Raw genomic sequence first — 17,963 nt, 5'->3', positions numbered from 1 at the left:
TCTAAAGGCTATCCACAAAGGCCATTATACTCCAGTTTCTCATGGTTCAACAAATTTCATTGAGTGAAAGTACTTGGCGTTTGCTTCATTTAAGCCTACTAGACAACATCAGTCCATATGGAAGCAACGTCAAGCTATGGCTGAATTCACATGTATCGTTTAAGTTCATTGTAGTTATTTTGAAATAACAATTGTGTTCACGCTATTCATAACTTATGAAACGAGGATTTAGGAAGGAAGCGATATTATGAGCAATCATTCGTTAATGGGGTTTGCCCCTGCACTAGGATGGAATTCATGGAATACCTTCACGTGGGACATTAATGAGCAGTTGATTCGGGATGTTGCCGATGTGTTTGTAACAGAAGGTTATCTGAACGCCGGGTACGAGTACATCGTCATTGACGATTGCTGGAGTCTGAAGGAACGAGATGCAGATGGCAATCTGGTTGTAGACCCCACCAAATTCCCGAGTGGAATGAAGGCGCTTGCAGATTATATCCACGACAAAGGCCTAAAATTTGGCATGTACTCCTGTGTTGGCACACATACTTGTGCTGGTTATCCAGGCAGCTTCGAGCATGAATTCCAGGATGCTGCGTTATTCGCCGAGTGGGGCGTGGATTATTTAAAATATGACTACTGTTTCAAGCCGCGCCATATCTCAGGTGAGCTGTTATACAAGCGTATGAGCCTTGCACTCAAAAACTGCGGGCGGGATATCCTGTTCTCTGCATGCAACTGGGGAGAGGACAACGTATATGAGTGGATTCGTGAGTCAGGGGCTCATATGTATCGCTCCACCGGTGACATTCGTGACAACTGGCAATCGGTCAAGGACCTGGCTCTGTCTCAGCTCGGCAAACAAAGCTACACTGGCTCCTTCTGCCATAATGACATGGACATGCTCATCGTAGGCATGTATGGAGGAAGCAACAACGACTTTATTGGAACCATCGGCGGCTGTAATGACACTGAATACAAAACCCACTTCTCGCTCTGGTCCATGATGGGATCACCGCTCATGATTGGATGTGATGTACGCAAGGCCAATCAGGCAACCAAGGATATTCTGATGAACCCGGACCTGCTTGCCATCAACCAGGATGCGGAGGCACGCGGAGCCTATCGCATCAAACCCGAGCCTCAATGGTTCCATACCGATGATGTATTCATGCTGGTGAAGGTGCTGACAGACGGTGATCTTGCCATCGGATTCTTCAACTTGAGTGACAGTCAACGCGAGCTGTCCCTTCAATTCTGGGATATGGGGCTGCCTTACGCTGCGGGTTATTCCCTGTCACTCTACGATTGCTGGGAACACAAGGAGCTGGGTGTATTCCGCGAGCGTTATGCACCGGTGGTTGGGGCTCATGATTGTCTCGTCGTGCGAGCCAAATTGGTGAAATAAATGGCACAGAACCGGCTGTGCACCACTTGCCAGGTTCCGCTCTCGTCGGATGATGTGGGAATTTATCTCAAACTGGTCTCTCGCACAGCCCAGCAATACCTCTGTATCGACTGTCTCGGTGTGAAGCTGAATTGCGGGCGGGATCCGATTGAGAAGCTGATTCGTTACTTCCGTGAATCCGGGAACTGTGCGCTTTTTCGATAAAAGCAATATGTAATCTGTCTATTCGTTAGTGTACTGAACGTTTTCCCTTAGAGTTCTGCTTGTTTCTGATGTAACAGCATATAGGCTGTTGGTGTATGTGATGTTGCCTTTTTGAATACTCTGGAAAAATAAAGCGGATCATTATACCCAACCGAATAGGCGATGGATTGAATGGACAATCTGGAAGACTTCAGCAGCTCACAGGCGCGCCGGATACGGCATGCCGTTATATACGCCGAGATGGATTCGCCTGTAGCTTCTTTGAACCTGCGGAACAAGTAGCTTCGCTCCAGATTCACGGCCTGTACAATCTCCGCAACCGTCAAGGTCGATTTCCAGTAGTTCTGCTCAATATAGGTCCTCGACAGCCACACATAATCTCTGGCTTCCTCCTGCGTCTCGCGTGGGAAGTACTCCATGTAATAGGATAACAACAGGTGCAAACGCGCATCCGCCCTAACCACTTCACTTGGTGATGCCCCCGCATTCCAGGCCAGGTGAAACCAGGGTTCCAAGGTTTCCGGCGCAGCTGGCAGTACGGGATGCTGGACCGAGAACTGTGTCAACGCTATAAGTCGTCCTGCGTCTCGTCCATTGAACTCCATCCATACGTATTCCCACGGGTCGGCGGGATCAGGGTAGTAATAGATTTCTTTTTGCGAAAAAATAATAAAGCTCTCCCCCGCACCGAGCCGAAATTGCTGGCCCCCGGTTTCCAGTGTACCCTGCCCTTGCATGATATAATGCAGCGCATAAACGTCACGCACGCCCGGTCCCCACTGGTGAAGATTGACGGGTTTATGGGCGCCGCTTATAAAATAAACCTGACTCGCCCTGCTCCCGTCTGTCCATAATGAGTCCACATCCGGCTCCTCCCTTCTTGATACCAGTCATTATATATGATTTTGTGGAGTTTTTGATTTATTTTGATGCTAGAAACTTCCTTTCAAGTTGCTTATGATCGGAATAGCGGTCTCATAACCAAACAGAGATATGTAAGCGCAACCACAGACATCTTGGATCGACATGAATAAGGATGCTCAATTCAGAGAGGAGAATGTTGTGTTGCTTAGAATCGTTCAGGTAGAAAATGGCCAAGTTCAGGGGCTGCCTGCCGCAGACCCACGTGTTACAAGCTTTAAAGGTATCCCATTCGCCGCCCCACCGGTAGGCCAGAACCGCTGGCGTGCACCACAACCTGCATCCGATTGGGATGGGGTGCTGCAAGCTTTTGATTTTGCCCCCACCTCTATGCAGGCCCCTACCGTCATTGACGATAATAACATCTATACGCGAGAGTGGTCTGTTGATCCCGATCTGCCGATGAGTGAGGATTGTCTATATTTAAATGTGTGGACACCTGCCAAACGAACGGATGAGAAGCTGCCTGTGTTTGTCTGGTATTTTGGCGGTGGGCTTCAGGTGGGTCATACTGCTGAAATGGAATTTGATGGTGAGCGCATTGCCCGCAGGGGCATTGTCGTGGTTACCGTCAATTACCGTCTGAATGCGTTTGGTTTCCTGTGCCACCCCGAGATTAGCGCTGAATCCCCACAAGCACCTGCGAACTTTGGTCATCTGGATCAGCAGGCAGGTACGGCCTGGGTGAAACGTAACATCTCTGCCTTCGGCGGTGATCCGGATCAGATAACCATTGGTGGACAATCTGCAGGCGGCGGCAGTGTGCTAAGTCAGATGACTTCCCCGCAGAACAAAGGCCTGTTCCAGCGAGCTGTCATCATGAGTGGAATTGCGACCGAACTGTATCCCAATGTGCGTGTATCTTCAGTCCGCGGGACACTGCAGGATGCCGAGCAGAAGGGCGTTGATTTTTTCCGTTTTCTGGGCGTATCCACTTTAGATGAAGCCAGACAGCTGGACGCGGTCACGTTGCGGGATAAAATCCTGGAATATCAAAGCTTCTGGGGAACAGTCATCGATGATCAGTTCTGTACGGGTGATCCGTTCATTCGTTTCATACAGCATAAACGCGAACTCGTTCCCGTTATGCTTGGGCATACCTCTTCCGAGTTTTGGACCCAGCCTGCGGTAAGCAGTATGGAGGAACTGAAGCAAATGGCGACTGAACTGTTCGGAGAGGATGCGCCCACCTTTTTGCAGCGCTGTGGAGCCGATACTGGAGATCTCGATCAAGTATTACAGCAGGCATCAATCCGCATGATTGAGCATGCGATTCAACTTGTGATCCGCTCCAATAGTGGTCATCCTTCCGAGACACCGCTCTATTATTATAATTTCGATGCGGAGATTCCGGGCTGGGATCAGCCAGGCACGTTCCATTCCGTTGATCTGTGGTTTTTCTTCGAAACGCTCGCCAAATGCTGGCGGCCTTTTATCGGTAAACATTATGACCTGGCACGCCAGATGTGTAATTATCTGTCCAATTTTATTGCGACAGGCGATCCGAATGGTATGGATTCCACGGGCAAACCCTTGCCCTATTGGATTCCAAGCAGTACCGAGCAGCCCTACCGCATGGAATTCGGTGATACGTCCCAGTTACAGCGTGCAGAGCCGGGGCCTGTACTAGAATTGGTCATTGAACAGTATTTCAAAAAGCAGAATGAGCCTGTAGTGTAGACATCATACATTCATGAATCAGACATTAAAGAGCCCTGCAAGTATGCATGGCTCTTTACGTTGTCTCGACTGTTTTAGATCAGATAAAATGACTATCCAGTTTCAGCAGTCTTTCCGCGAAAACCTCGTTTGCTCTGGTAGGAATATGACCTATCCGACGAACTAAGGAAAAGTTTCGTTCAAGGTGGATATCTGGAATGGTGATTTCCTTCAACATGCCAGCGGATAACTCCCTTTTTACAACCCAGCGGGACAACATGGCGATGCCTAATCCAGAGAACACCGCTTCTTTGACGCCCTGACTGCTGTTGAACACATAAGAACGGTTTACCCGGAGTCCTGTCTGAGCCAGAAATCGATCACTAGATGATCTGGTTCCTGATCCCATTTCGCGAAGTATCCACACTTGATCTTGCAATTGTTCCAGATCCGCATTCACCGAAGCGTTAAGAGGATATCCTTCCGCTGCCACTATAATCAATTCATCCTTCATGAATGGCGTCACGGTCAGATCTTGGACCTCAATGTCCTCTTCAATCAAACCAAAATCCATATGATTGTCTCGAATAGCTTCAACAACTTGAGAAGAATTTCCGATGAATACTTCCATGGCCACTTCAGGGTATTGCTTTGCAAATGACGAAAACAGGCGAGGTAAAACATACTCTCCAATTGTAAAGCTAGCCCCAATCTGCAATGAGCCACTAACATTATCGTGTAATCTGGCAATATCCAATTTTGCCGACTCGTATAGATTCACCATTTCCTTGGCACGTACATATAGCAGCTCCCCAGCCTCCGTCAGTTTCACCCATTTGGGCGAACGATGCATTAACTTTACATCAAATTCCTTCTCTAATTTACGAATGTGTACGCTAACACCGGGTTGAGATAAATGCAATAGTTCTGCCGCTCTAGAGAAATTGCGCTGTTCCACTACAGTTATGTACACTTTCAAGCTTTCCACGATCATATAATGCATCTCCCTAGATAGTATTTAGCCTCAAATATCATTTCAATCATTATGATTTGTTATGATATGCATTTCATTTCGGTATTTCTCTTTTCAATCATAACTAATTATAGTTACAGGTGTAGAAGAAATAAAGAAATCGGACGTGATATCAATGAATCCAACTTCTGTCATGCAACAAGAGAAAAAGAATAAACAAGGGTTTGTGCTGGGAATTGGGCTTACTCTAATGCTTGCGCTTGCTGCCAAATATGCAGCCAATTTTCCTTTTCTACACATCATGGGCCAGCTTGTACTTGCCATTTTGTTTGGCATGATCTGGAGAGCGGTTAGGAAAGTACCTGATCATATGGTAAGCGGAATTTCCTTTTCAGCTAAAAAGCTTTTGCGATATGGAATCATTTTGCTTGGCATGCGGCTCAATTTGAAGGACATTCTTCATGCGGGACCCAAGGTTGTCTTGATCTCCTTCCTGAACATTACCATAACCATTTTTGTTGTGTATGGTATTGCCAAATTCTTCAACGTCGAGAAACGTTTGGGGTTATTAACTGCATGCGGAACAGCTATTTGTGGAGCTGCGGCAGTTGTAGCCATTGCACCTCAGATCAAAGCCAAAGACGAAGAAACCGCCATCGGTGCTGCTACTGTAGCGATTCTGGGAACTATTTTTACGATGGTTTACACCCTTCTATATCCTTTTCTACAGTTGTCTGCATCAGGATACGGCGTTTTTTCAGGCGCTACATTACACGAAATCGCACATGTGATTGCAGCTGCAGAACCTGTGGGCCAAGATGCTGTGGACCTGGCTGTCATTGTTAAATTAACGCGTGTGGCCATGTTGGTGCCCGTCGCTATCTTGATTGGATTCTGGACGAATCGTTTGGATCGCTCCAAAAACTCCGGAAACAGCAAGTTGAATAAAAGAAGCCTGAAATCACTTCCGATCCCTTGGTTTATTTTCGGATTCCTCATGATGAGTGCTCTGAATACGCTGCAGGTTATTCCTTCAGGTTTGACGAATCTAATCATTCTTGCGGCTTATATGCTGATTGCTATGGCCATGGCTGGTCTGGGCCTCAGTGTAGATACAGTTACGTTTCGGCAATTGGGCCTAAAAGCTTTTGCAGCCAGCTTTATTGGCTCCATCGTTCTTTCCCTCATCGGATATGTATTTTTAAAACTATTAAATCTCGGCTGATAAAAATAGTATGTGCCATCCATCCTACTTTTGAAACCATAAGCTGGACTAACTTTACTACGACAAGTAGAAAAAAGCCGCTAATAATAGCGGCTTCGATGGCACCATCTTCTTGTTCTTAGACAGTATGTTTACGAACTAGTGACATATTCTGATCTTTTTTTATACTTCTAAACTAAATTCTTCTGCAACTCATTCATTCATATCATAGACATACGATACACTTTATACCAGTTTGGTTGTGCCTCACTACTCTTTGTCCCATAGAGAGGTTGTATCAAGGCTAACGATTCCAGTTAGTTGAATGATTTACTTCAGAGGTGATATCACAAATTTTCCGATTGCAGCAGCCACGCCATCATTATCATTTGAATCCGTTATGTAAACTGCACATTTCTTGAGTTCAGTGATCGCATTTCCCATGGCTACAGGAAATCCGGACAGATGGAATAGGCCTAAATCGTTAAAATCATCCCCAAACACCATTAGATTTTCTGAATTCACCCCGATTTTACTTAACACCCATTCCACGGCTTTTTCCTTTGAAGCTGATTTATGCATGATTTGGATCAATGCTCCTCTATCCGTTGCAATCACGTTTACATGGTCACCAAATTGCTCGCTTAGATCCTTCCCTGTGTAACAACCTTGAACTAATATTTTGGTCGGCGATAGAGAGTCTATATAATGTTGGTCAACAACCTGAGGTCTCGGATCATTCGAACGGATACCGAAATGAGCGCAGTGGGAATCAAGAATTGGTTTACTTGTGTACCATGAATCATTAACCTCGTATGAGATTATGGATTGAGGCATGTTTACCTCGATGAATGTATTAATCTGTTGGTTTATCTCCAGAGGGATACAAATATGCCGCTCATTTTGTTTGGATTTACATGTAACTAAAGCGCCATTGTAATAAATCATGTAATCTACAAAAGGAAACTGCTTCACAAATTGATTTGCCGTTCTAGGCGGCCTTGCTGTGGCAACAATAATATGTATCCCAGAATCATAACATCTTTTAACAGCCTGAACATTCCTGGGAGAGATCGATTTATCACTTCCTAGCAAAGTTCCGTCCAGGTCCAGTACAATGGCCTTAATTGCAGACATCTGAGTCCTCCCCATAAAGCTAAATTGGTAAAATAATACTATGCTTCAAGAGGTGCCGTCAACAAGAAAGATATGTTATCCGCTGTTGAACAACTATTGATTTCAACCTTATTTCCTTCGTTAGTTTCTACAGTGGACTATGTAGTATTGGTAATAATCGCACCAAAAATGACAAGTGCTAGTAAAAGTCCTACGAACGTTGATAATAAGCCTACTCCTATTGTAGGGATTGCCATCCCAGTGTAACCCGCGAGATAGTAAGTAAAAATAATGGTTGGACGTTCGGAAGGTTCTCCCAAGCTGCCAGCTAATTGCATACTTGCTTGAAACGTCTATCCATTACCGATGGCTAACATGATCACTCCAACAATTAATAAAAACATACTTGATGTGAATCCTGCCGTAATCATAATCCAGGCACCATTGAGCAGCAAGACAATACCTATCTGAATCCGGTAATTGGTTCGTTTTGGCTATGCAATCTGTTGTGTAATAGCTCCACCACCTAGAAAAATAAGAAGTAACAAACCAGACCAAGCCAGATTATTCGAGTTTAAAATGGTGTGAACAAATGCCTGGATTTAAGGGTACCGCTCAATTTTCAAAGAACATGCGGATCATATTAGTTTCTGAGTTTCACTGTAGACTGTGAAACTAACATGATAAGGCAGCTCGTACTTATATTCAGAGAAAACTAGCTTTCTTGGATAGCTAAGATTAATGTTGTTAAAACTATTAAAAAACAGTTGCCTACATAGGCAACTGTTTTTTAGGTTAAGTATAACATCGACAGCAAGACGTTACCCTGGCAGTTAGCATAATGAAACTGATATTATTCACGATGTTGTATCCTCTTACTCCATATCATTCCATCGTTGATTTTTCAGATACATTAAACGTAAGTTTGGGTTTCTCCCCCAAAATTGCACTGGCTTCCGCTCGGAACTGCCTGGCCGCCTGTTCGGGTGTAATTCGGCCAAAAAGCAGCTGGTCGTAAATCTCCCGCAGGACCGCGGTCACTTCTGATCCGCTAGCCGGATCGGGGGGATCCATTGGGCTGCTGTTCTTTTCTACCCAATCCACATAATCAAATACCTGTTGTACCTCTGGGTCGACAATTTGTTTGATCTGCACTTTGACCCTTGATGAGAGGGGAACACCCCGTTCAGCCTTAAGCAGTTTATTCGCTTCAATATCATTAACGAAAAAGCTGATAAACCGGGCTGCTTCTTCCTTGTGTCTGGAATTGCTTGCAACAGAGAAGAACATGCCGGGCTTAAGGAAAAGTGCTTCCTGGCTATGGGGTCCCGGCATGGTGGCAATAGCCAAAGGCTTGCCGTATTCTCTTGACGTGGCAATGAACTGATTCGAATAGCCCCAGTTAAACAGGGCTTGGCCCCTATAAAATGGATCCCTATCGGGCTTGCCGATATCCGAGGCCCATATATCTGGTGGAAAAATAAGTTTCTCTTTGGCCATTTGCTGCATACGGCTAAAATAATCGATGAACAACGAATCATCATCGTACCCGAGCCGCTGTCCATCCTCAGCATACAGCTTCATTCCATGCTGCCTCAGATAATATGCAAAAAACTGTTCTGGCGTAAAGTAAGTGCCCAAATACATATCCTTGCCATGCAAGCTGTTTCCCATGGCATAGAAATCACCCCAAGTCCAGTCCTCCGTGGGCGCTTCGAGGCCTTGCTCACGCAAAATCTCCGGGTCATAATACCCCATCAAGGCATTGACCCCTAGACTCATGCCGTAAACTTTTTCATCCATTTCACCGAGCCGGACCTTGGCTTCGTCCATATCGCTGGTGTCAATTATGCCTCGATCCATGTATGGCACAAGATCTTCAAGCAAGTTGAGGGAACTGTACTGAGACAGATAGGAGATATCCATTTGTATAATGTCCGGCAATGTATTCCCCGCTGCATAAGGGGCTAGTTTTTTCCAATATTCATTGAAGTTGCTGTACTCATACTTAATATGGACATGAGGATTCTGCTGTTCATACATATCTATCACTGCAGCGGTTGCCTCGTTGCGCATCTGTCCACCCCACCAGGCCATATGCAGTGTAATGGGCTCTTCTTCGACAATCATGCCGGGTCTCGAGACAAGCTGGGGCATACATCCCGCAAGAATCGTTAGGAGACACAGTATGCCGAGGAATCGAAACCATATGCTCACAGCTCTTCCTCCTTTGGCGGTGGTAACAGCAGGATAACCCGGGTTCCCCTACCCGGACTGCTCTCCAGAATCATGTCGTACTCTTCCCCAAAAGCAAGATGGAGCCGATCCCGGATATTCAATAACCCGATCCCGCTTCCTCTGGTTTGAACCTCACCACGCATTACCTGTTTGACGTATTCTTGCTCCATGCCAGGACCGTTGTCCTCTACAAATACAGCCAGCTTATTTTCACGCATCTGAGCGTACAGACGAATCACGCAAGGACCTGTCTGTAATTCCAGGCCATACTGGATGGCGTTTTCGAGCAGTGGCTGTAAAGTCATTTTGGGTATATTGCACTGCAAATAAGCAGAGGGCATATCCATTTGCAGGTCCAGCCTTGCCTGAAAGCGGTATTGCTGAATCGTGATATAATGGCTCACAATTTCAAGCTCTTCCGCAATGGTAATTACATTTTGCTTGAAACTGATAGATGTACGGAGCAAATATCCAAGAGACAAGACCATGCGTGATATCTGTTCCTGCCGGCTCTTTTTGGCAAGCCAATGGATCGAATCCAAAGCATTATACAGAAAGTGGGGATTAATCTGAGCTTGTAATGCTTTAAATTCTGTTTCTTTGATCACCAGCTCATTAGCATAATTCTCCTTAATTAACGTATTGATACGGGTAATCATGAGCCGGTACGTACGCTGTAGCAAACCTAGCTCGTCCACATGCTTGGAAACTGGAATAGTAATGGCGGTATCCATGTTCTCCAAACTTCCGTGCTGAATGTCTCTCATCTGGGTAATCAATTGCTGAATTGGCCTGGTCAAGCTGCGCGCAAAAGCCATACCAAGTGTCAGTACCACAACAATTGCAATCACATAGACCACGATAAGTGCATTCTTCAATAAAATAATGCGCTCAAATATCTGTTCATAAGGTGCCATATTATAATAAACCCAGCCTGTCTGCGCAGACTTCTTCTGTGCCACAAGTACGATTTGGTCATCCAGCTCTTTGATCTCGTAGCCTCCACTCCCTGGAAGCGGTTGCAAATCTGCAGATAGGCTATCTGAAAACTCCCGGAACGGATATATTACCTTTTGCCCTGCTTTGAGCACAATATCACTGTCCTTGTTGTCTATGCCGGCATATTCCTCGATTAGTTTGTCAATGTTGATCCGAAAAAACAGAATGCCTATCGGCTCGAGCGTCATCGGCTCGTAGCTTCTCACTTGACGCACCATGGACAGCATCCGATCATCTTCATCCGGATACAGCCAGCGTACCGCTCCGTTTGCTCCTTCTGCTGCTCGGATCATTCGGTTGTACTTTTCACTGGAAAAAGTCAGCGCTTCGCCGTATTTAACCAACCCGCCTTGAGAATCAATAAGATGAACGGACTGCACATATCGTGCAGCCCCACTAGCGTGTTCCCATATCCGGTCAGCCATCCGGTTTCGTTCAACAAACCCCGTATAATCCGTATCATCCTGGGCGAGCGACTTCAGGGACTTTTGAATAACTCTGTCCGAGATCATCGCATGCGATAATGCCTCCAGCTTCCTGAGCTCTGCATCCACGGTGGACGAAGAGAGGTTAAGCAGACTGGACGATTTGTCATACAACTGTCTGTCATAGACGGAGTACGTATAATATAAAGAAGTAAATGCCAGTGTGATGACCAGAGCCATCATCAGCATAATCATCAGAAATACTTTCATTTTGATGCTTAGTTTGCGATAGGCTGTCATGGCAAGCGCGCTCCTTTACAACACGTGTTCTCTATATTTATAACACATGGAGGAGAAATTTCTTGTCGAAACAAACATGAACAGCCCTAAACTGACTTTTATTTTGACTGATAGCGATCGTAGGCCGCCTGATGCACGGCAATGGCCTCGTCGATGCCCATACTTTTAATGGTTTCGACCATTTTATCGAATTCCGTGATAGGTTTCTGGCCGTTAATGATCGCGGTCATCGTTTCATTCAGATACGTATCGACCTGGCTCATGATTGAGGTGCTTTTACTGGCCTCTTGCGTAGTCAAACGAATCGTCGGAAGGGTACGAGCCGAGCTGGCTTTCATCCATTCCTCGTTAGCTGCACGCTGCCCATCATCGAAGAGAAGCGCATCCAGATACCTGCTGTCCTGATTGATTGGACCATCCATGATCGATAGTGCATAGGCAGCCAGTGCCTGGTCATAGGTCAATCCCTGCGGATTATCGGTGATGACTTCGGTAAATTTTACACCATCACCTTCCTTCACATAGCTCTCATTCTCGATGCCAAAGTTGAACAAATCACTGCCATCTTCACTGTAATTATAGTCCATCCACTGTACGATGTATTTCAATTTATCCTCGTCCGCCGATGAAGTGATGGCTTCGCCGTAACTCAGCACTTTGTTTTCCAAATTAAAGGAAGAATAACCTGTTCCATCCGGGGATATCGGCCATGGAGCGCCTGTCACATTAAAGTTCGGGTCTGTATCCCGCATCAGGTTGAAATACTTGCCCATTCCACTAAATACACCACCCTGATAGGCTCCAGCCAGGTTGTTGGTGACTTTGTAATCAAACGCCTTGCCATCATTCGTCATGATTTCCGGATCAATTAATCCTTCCTTATACCATGTGGACATGTTCTCCAGAAAGTCTCGATATCCTGGCTGTATAGGTCCGTATTCCACCTTGTCCCCATTCAGCTGATAGCCACCGATGACACCGAATCCGGGTGCAAAATCATGCAGCTTGGTCAGATTGCCTGGTCCCCAGTTGCCCGTAAATGGCAATTCATCCGCTTTGCCATTACCGTTAGGATCTTGCTCTTTGAAGGCTTTAAGTACCGTATGCCACTCATCGATTGTCGTAGGAACCTCGAGTCCCAGCTTATCCAGCCAATCCTTGCGTATAATCAATCCTGAAGTGGCATTTAGCTTCAGTGCATCCAGCTTCATTAACGGGAACATATAGATTGTTCCATCATCCAGAGCAATTTGCTTTTTCACATCCGGATCGGATTCAATTATGCGTTTCAGGTTCGGGGCGTATTGATCTATCAGTTCATTAAGCCGAATGATTCGGCCATCCTTAATCATTTTCTCCGGGCCGCCAACTGCATCCGCCCAGTTGTAATAGATCACATCAGGCAACTGCTTCGTCGAAATTAGCAGATTAAATTGGTCACGCTGCTGTCCCAGAGGCGGATGCGTAAAATTCGTCTTGATGCCGGTCAGTTCTTCCTTCTTTTTGTAGGCTGCCGTTTCACCGAAATTCCCCAGAGAAGCCGTCAGTTTGGCATCATTGGCACGCCAGTATTCAATGGTAAATGGCTCGCTTGTAATCGGCAAAGAGATTTCGGTAATTGCCTCTGATGGAGTTACCGTGTTGTTGTCAGGTTGGGTCGTTTCGCTTCCACCGGTGCAGCCTGCAAGCAGCGCCATCGTCAGAAGAGAAGAGAGCATGATGGACCCCATTCTTTTTTTCATGTCATTCGCCTCCACATAAGTCATTTATAATATCAGAAGTCGTGACCTTAGGCAGTCGCGGCTCCTAAATATTTCACTTGAATTGCGTTTATTGTTTAACAGCACCAATTAGTGCTCCCTGAACGAAGAAACGCTGGATAAACGGGTATACGAGCATGATTGGCAGTGTAGAAATGATAATCGTTGCATATTTGATATTCTCCCCGATAGCAAAACCGGTATCTGCCCCGGCACCCATTGCTTCTGTACTGCTGCTGATCAGAATATCCCTCATAATGATCTGGATGGGATAAAGCTCCTGACTGCGCAAATAAAGCATCGGTCCTACGTAATCGTTCCAGTGATCCACTGCATAATACAGCATCATTACGGCAAGGATCGGCTTCGATAAAGGCAATACGATACGGAACAGGATCAGAAAATCGTTTGCCCCGTCCAGCTTCGCTGATTCGATCAGACTGGTCGGAATGCCTTCGAAATTCGTTTTCATAATGAGGAAATAAAATGTACTGATTGCGCCTGGAATAATCATGGCCAGTCTTGTATCCACAAGGCCCAGATTCTGAATCAACAAAAACGTCGGAATCATGCCACCACCAAAAAACATGGTGAAGGTAATCATTTTCATTAATGTTTTTCGCCCCATCAGATCTTTTCTTGACAATCCGTAGGCAGCCAAGGAGGTCATCAGCAGGTTAATCGCCGTACCGGCGACCACGTAGAACAGCGTGTTCATGTATCCCGTATATATCCTTGTATCTTTGAAAACGGACTTATATGCTTCCAGCTGAAAGCCTTCCGGCAGCAGCATCAGGGATCTGGAACGCAGCATCTGATCCGGGTCGCTGATGGAGGAATTGAATACGTATAACATGGGGTAAAAGCAGATCAACATGAAGATGATCAGAACAAGAACATTGATTGCATCAAAGATGTGTTCCCCGACAGACCTTTTCATCGTTTCACCTCCGCTTACCAGAGACTGGTTGAGTTCATTTTTCTGCTAATCGCATTCGCGATAATAAGCAGTGAAAAATTGATAATGCCGTTAAATAACCCGATAGCCGTGGAATATGTATAATTACCTTCCAATATCCCTGATCGGTACACGAAGGTGGAGATAACGTCTGATGTTTCATACGTTGGCGCTGTCTGCATTAACAGGATCTTTTGAAAATCGGAGTTCATCACCGCACCAAGACGAAGGATCAGCATAATGACAATCGTCGGCATAATACCTGGCAGCGTGATATGCAGCAGTTGTCTCCAGCGTCCGGCCCCATCGATTTTGGAGGCTTCATACAATTGGGGATCAATGCCGCTGAGTGCCGCCAAAAAGATAATGGATGCCCAGCCGGCCCCCTGCCATATGTTCGATAAGATATAAATGGGACGGAACATGTCCTTTTCGGCCAAAAACATGACCGGCTGTAAGTCGAAAAAATCCCGAATGACATTAAATAAGCCGCCATCGAGTGTTGAGAACGTTTTCAACATTCCGACCACCACAACGACTGAAATAAAGTGAGGCATGTAGCTGATCGTTTGTACTGTGCTCTTGAACCATTTCTTGCGAACCTCATTCAGCAGGATGGCGAGCAAGATGGGTGCCGGGAATCCAAATACAATGCTGTAAAAACTTAAAATGAGCGTGTTTTTAATCAGCCGCCAAAAATAATAACTTTCGAAAAACATTGTAAAATTGTCAAAACCGATCCACGTTCCTGCCAAGATCCCGTTGACCGGGCTGTAGGATTCCTGAAAAGCCATCAGCAGCCCGTACATGGGACCATAACTGAATATCAAATAATACGCGACAACAGGAACGAGCATCAGATATACATATTTGTTTCGAGCCAGTTCCTTTTTGACGACACCCCATCTGCCTGGTGGTTTCAATGTATCCGCATGCACCACCGGACCTCGTTTCAGTTCCATTCTCCTTGCCTCCAATTCCGATGTTCATTCGTTAACATCCTATGGTAATCATAAAATTTGCAGGCCATGCTTCCCATGCTCATTTCCGCTCTGTTCATGTTCAAAACCGACTTCCGGCCGACAAAAAACACCCTGACGCCTATTGAGGCATACAAGGTGTTTGATGCAGAGAATGGATTACAGAATCGGCAGGACTATGGAACCTTTTTATACTCGGAAGGCGAGAAACCCGTATATTTCTTAAACACTTTGCTGAAATACGGCCAGTTGGCTCCAAAGCCAGTCTTCTCCGCGAGCGATGAAACCGTGCAGCTGCTATCCTCCTTCAAGAGTTCCAATGCTTTTCCCATCCGATAACGAAGTACATAATTCGTAAATTTCTCTCCGGTTTCCTTTTTAAATATTTTGCTGATATAGTCCGGATTCATGTAGATCTCTCCAGCAATAGCCTGAAGTGTCAGGGATTCATCCTCATACCGTAATTCCACGAGTTCCTTGACAGCCCGTACCATTTGAGATTGTCTAGAGCGCTGCTGCCGGTATCGCTCCAGTGCGATTTCTCGTGCTGCATCCAGAATAAACTGCTGGAACGACTGAAGTGTACTCGTTTCCATCATGCAAGGCAGTCGATCCATATATCCTTGCATCCCCGCAGGATGGCTAAGCCGAATGATCTCCATGAATGTTTGGATAAGATAGGACTTGGTCTGAGATATGTCATAACGTTGATCTGACAGTAAGCAGAACGTCTGCTTCAGCTCCTCCTCCGCCACCTGCCAATGTCCGGCCTGAATGGCTGAAACAAGTCGCTCCTGATCCATCTCAAATTCGGAATAGCCATGTTCCTCCGGAGATAGAATGTCCCTTTCCATGATAAGGCTGCCCTCACCCAGGTAAAAGCGATGATTCAGGTATGCTATGGTCTGCATGTACAACTGACGTGTCTGCGCCAATTCTCCCGGCTCACTGAGAGCCATCGTCAAGTCGTAGTGGTAATACCGGGTGAAGGTGTGACGAATCTCGTCGATATTATGAAATAATTGCTCTTCTGGAAGTTTGTCTTCCATGATCAGCAGCACATGACGTCCCAAGGTTGTACTGAGAATGGGATTGTGAAAGACATCTTCGGCGATGTTCTGGATGGCAAACAGATGCAGGTACTCATGCTCTCCCTCAATCTCAACCAGCAGCATTCGCACCTGCTGACTTCGAAAATCCACACCAAATAACTCGCCGAAGTGTCCCCACTCCTTGGTACCATAGGTCTTGTTGGTGACAAGTTCCTTCAGGAAGTATTGCTGCGCATGCGGCAGTACACGTTCCAGGTTGGTTTGGATCGTTTGCACAAACTGGGCCTGATCCGTCCATTCATCCTTTTCGCCAACCAGTTCAGAGATAGCCTCCATCAGGCTCTCTTCACTGCACGGCTTAAGCAAATAGTGCTTGACTCCGTACTGCATTGCTCTCTTGGCGTACTCGAATTCAGTAAAGCCTGTCAGCATAACAAATGATATGTCCTGATACTTTTCGGCAACCGCTTCAACCAGCTGCAGGCCATCCATGCCAGGCATACGAATATCCGTAATAATAATGTCAGGACGTTGAAGTTCTATAAAAGCAAGCGCTTCCAATCCATCCTGCGCGGTGCCTATCAATTCTGTGCCAAGTCGATTCCAACTCATTACGCTGGCAATTCCGTCAAGAATCATCCATTCGTCATCAACCAGCAGAACCTTGTACATTCGTTATTCCCCCCTGTTGGATATGCTTATGTCTCTATTATAATGAGATGGTGCCTCAAGACGAAGAATGAATTGTAGTCCAATCATGAAATATCTTCAATTCCTGCTCACGAAAACTCAATATACGTTCCATGTTGATCTTCCATATACCAACACGGTTGTGTTTTTGTTTTCGCATTTTACGCACTTCATTGGCTCAAGCCGTAGATAATGCATACACTTGTTATAACTGCTCTCCAACCAAATCAATGCGTTTTCAATTCTGGATGGCTGGCCAAAGTAAAAAAGCCACTATAATAGTGGCTTCAAAGGGAGTATTTGCTTCGTGTTCCAGCACTTTATTAATGTTTAGCCCAACCTTTATCGGTCAGAAACTTTTTCATAAAAGTTCGAGGATGACGAACGAAGCTTCCTACTGCTGACTCTGACCATATTTTGTTCTGTTTTATCCCTGAGCGAGTCGAATAATATAATTTAGTCAATTCATCATATTGATTAATAAGTCCTTTGGTATCATTGTTATAATTATTTTCATGATAGACAGCCTCAAAAGGAAGTCTAGGTTTTGTATCGTTACGTTCATTTGGATATCCCACCACAATTCCGAATACGGGCGCCACATACTCGGGAATATTTAGTAAATCCGATATCCCGATGATGCCGTCTCTAACCCCGCCAATATAACATACGCCTAGGCCCATAGATTCGGCAGCAAGAACCAGGTTTTGTGCTGCCAGACTAGCATCGATCGCACCTACTAGAATTGCATCCATACCTTCTATGGTACCAGAAATATCAATGTTCATATCTTCTGCAATTTGTTTATGACGATTTACGTCAGCACAGAAAACAAAGAAATGTCCGCCTTCAGCAATAAATTTTTGACCGCCTGCCAGATCAGCTATTTTCATCTTAAGTTCTTGGTCAGATACACCAATAATAGTGTAGGCTTGCTGAAAACTTGCGGACGAGGCAGCTTGGCCCGCCGTTACTAACTGCTTAATCTGCTCTTGTGTTAATGGTTGGTCTGTAAAGGATCGAACAGACACATGATTTAAAATGGTTTCAATCGTCGAGTTCATTGGTATGCT

At 45.5% G+C, this 17,963-nt stretch carries 14 protein-coding genes; 4 read left to right on the top strand and 10 right to left on the bottom strand.

All coding sequences use genetic code 11. The annotated features are described in order from the left end of the window. Positions 1-247: 247 nt before the first annotated feature. The gene (locus tag MH144_RS02885; protein WP_239297571.1) at positions 248-1,411 is read left to right on the top strand and encodes a glycoside hydrolase family 27 protein; all 1,164 of its coding nucleotides are present in this window, start codon (positions 248-250) and stop codon (positions 1,409-1,411) included. Continuing rightward, a complete protein-coding gene (locus tag MH144_RS02880; protein ID WP_239297570.1) occupies positions 1,412-1,615 on the top strand; it encodes a hypothetical protein in 204 nt (67 codons plus the stop codon). It begins immediately after the preceding gene. Between the two features lie 47 nt (positions 1,616-1,662). On the opposite strand, the gene MH144_RS02875 is transcribed toward MH144_RS02880, so the two are convergent. Next, entirely contained in the window at positions 1,663-2,478 is an 816-nt protein-coding gene (locus MH144_RS02875; protein ID WP_239297569.1) for a helix-turn-helix domain-containing protein, read from the bottom strand. A 202-nt stretch (positions 2,479-2,680) separates the two neighbouring features. Between MH144_RS02875 and MH144_RS02870 the strand changes: the two genes are divergently transcribed. Further along, positions 2,681-4,216 (top strand): carboxylesterase/lipase family protein, encoded by a 1,536-nt coding sequence (locus MH144_RS02870; protein WP_239297568.1) that lies wholly within the window; start codon positions 2,681-2,683, stop codon positions 4,214-4,216. A 79-nt stretch (positions 4,217-4,295) separates the two neighbouring features. On the opposite strand, the gene MH144_RS02865 is transcribed toward MH144_RS02870, so the two are convergent. Next, positions 4,296-5,189: a LysR family transcriptional regulator gene (locus MH144_RS02865; protein ID WP_239297567.1), complete on the bottom strand. Its 894-nt coding sequence runs from the start codon at positions 5,187-5,189 to the stop codon at positions 4,296-4,298. Between the two features lie 154 nt (positions 5,190-5,343). Here MH144_RS02865 and MH144_RS02860 point away from each other — a divergent pair, with 154 nt between their 5' ends. Further along, positions 5,344-6,393: a YeiH family protein gene (locus MH144_RS02860; protein ID WP_239297566.1), complete on the top strand. Its 1,050-nt coding sequence runs from the start codon at positions 5,344-5,346 to the stop codon at positions 6,391-6,393. 309 nt (positions 6,394-6,702) lie between these two features. Here MH144_RS02860 and MH144_RS02855 read toward each other — a convergent pair whose 3' ends face one another. From MH144_RS02855 to nfsA, 8 genes are all read right to left on the bottom strand, one after another. Continuing rightward, positions 6,703-7,509 carry a Cof-type HAD-IIB family hydrolase gene (locus MH144_RS02855; RefSeq protein WP_239297565.1) on the bottom strand — a complete coding sequence of 269 codons (807 nt, stop codon included), beginning with the start codon at positions 7,507-7,509 and terminating at the stop codon, positions 6,703-6,705. Positions 7,510-8,373: 864 nt separating this feature from the next. Beyond that, positions 8,374-9,705, bottom strand: a complete 1,332-nt coding sequence (locus tag MH144_RS02850; RefSeq protein ID WP_239297564.1) for an ABC transporter substrate-binding protein — start codon at positions 9,703-9,705, stop codon at positions 8,374-8,376. After that, positions 9,702-11,450 carry a sensor histidine kinase gene (locus tag MH144_RS02845; protein WP_239297563.1) on the bottom strand — a complete coding sequence of 583 codons (1,749 nt, stop codon included), beginning with the start codon at positions 11,448-11,450 and terminating at the stop codon, positions 9,702-9,704. Before MH144_RS02845 ends, MH144_RS02850 begins: the two co-directional genes overlap by 4 nt. A 98-nt stretch (positions 11,451-11,548) precedes the next feature. Beyond that, complete coding sequence (locus tag MH144_RS02840; protein ID WP_239297562.1) at positions 11,549-13,192, bottom strand: extracellular solute-binding protein; 1,644 nt, start codon at positions 13,190-13,192, stop codon at positions 11,549-11,551. A gap of 88 nt (positions 13,193-13,280) precedes the next feature. Continuing rightward, positions 13,281-14,150: a carbohydrate ABC transporter permease gene (locus tag MH144_RS02835; protein ID WP_239297561.1), complete on the bottom strand. Its 870-nt coding sequence runs from the start codon at positions 14,148-14,150 to the stop codon at positions 13,281-13,283. 14 nt (positions 14,151-14,164) lie between these two features. After that, on the bottom strand, positions 14,165-15,130 hold the full coding sequence (locus tag MH144_RS02830) for an ABC transporter permease (RefSeq protein WP_239297560.1): 966 nt from the start codon (positions 15,128-15,130) through the stop codon (positions 14,165-14,167). Positions 15,131-15,324: 194 nt separating this feature from the next. Further along, entirely contained in the window at positions 15,325-16,872 is a 1,548-nt protein-coding gene (locus tag MH144_RS02825; protein ID WP_239297559.1) for a response regulator, read from the bottom strand. Between the two features lie 341 nt (positions 16,873-17,213). Then, positions 17,214-17,954: an oxygen-insensitive NADPH nitroreductase gene (nfsA, locus tag MH144_RS02820; protein WP_239297558.1), complete on the bottom strand. Its 741-nt coding sequence runs from the start codon at positions 17,952-17,954 to the stop codon at positions 17,214-17,216. Positions 17,955-17,963: the final 9 nt, after the last annotated feature.

It is taken from the genome of Paenibacillus sp. ACRRY (assembly GCF_022346995.1).
Classification (GTDB): domain Bacteria; phylum Bacillota; class Bacilli; order Paenibacillales; family Paenibacillaceae; genus Paenibacillus.
The sequence above is the reverse complement of the archived record's forward strand: the minus strand, read 5'-3'. Positions and strand labels throughout refer to the sequence as shown.

What these genes read in the sequence shown, in the direction of transcription:
- MH144_RS02845 (WP_239297563.1), bottom strand. Translation starts at nt 11,450, where the DNA reads ATGACAGCCTATCGCAAACTAAGCATCAAAATGAAAGTATTTCTGATG.
- MH144_RS02860 (WP_239297566.1), top strand. Translation starts at nt 5,344, where the DNA reads ATGAATCCAACTTCTGTCATGCAACAAGAGAAAAAGAATAAACAAGGG.
- nfsA (WP_239297558.1), bottom strand. Translation starts at nt 17,954, where the DNA reads ATGAACTCGACGATTGAAACCATTTTAAATCATGTGTCTGTTCGATCC.
- MH144_RS02880 (WP_239297570.1), top strand. Translation starts at nt 1,412, where the DNA reads ATGGCACAGAACCGGCTGTGCACCACTTGCCAGGTTCCGCTCTCGTCG.
- MH144_RS02840 (WP_239297562.1), bottom strand. Translation starts at nt 13,192, where the DNA reads ATGAAAAAAAGAATGGGGTCCATCATGCTCTCTTCTCTTCTGACGATG.
- MH144_RS02835 (WP_239297561.1), bottom strand. Translation starts at nt 14,150, where the DNA reads ATGAAAAGGTCTGTCGGGGAACACATCTTTGATGCAATCAATGTTCTT.
- MH144_RS02825 (WP_239297559.1), bottom strand. Translation starts at nt 16,872, where the DNA reads ATGTACAAGGTTCTGCTGGTTGATGACGAATGGATGATTCTTGACGGA.
- MH144_RS02830 (WP_239297560.1), bottom strand. Translation starts at nt 15,130, where the DNA reads ATGGAACTGAAACGAGGTCCGGTGGTGCATGCGGATACATTGAAACCA.
- MH144_RS02885 (WP_239297571.1), top strand. Translation starts at nt 248, where the DNA reads ATGAGCAATCATTCGTTAATGGGGTTTGCCCCTGCACTAGGATGGAAT.
- MH144_RS02855 (WP_239297565.1), bottom strand. Translation starts at nt 7,509, where the DNA reads ATGTCTGCAATTAAGGCCATTGTACTGGACCTGGACGGAACTTTGCTA.
- MH144_RS02865 (WP_239297567.1), bottom strand. Translation starts at nt 5,189, where the DNA reads ATGATCGTGGAAAGCTTGAAAGTGTACATAACTGTAGTGGAACAGCGC.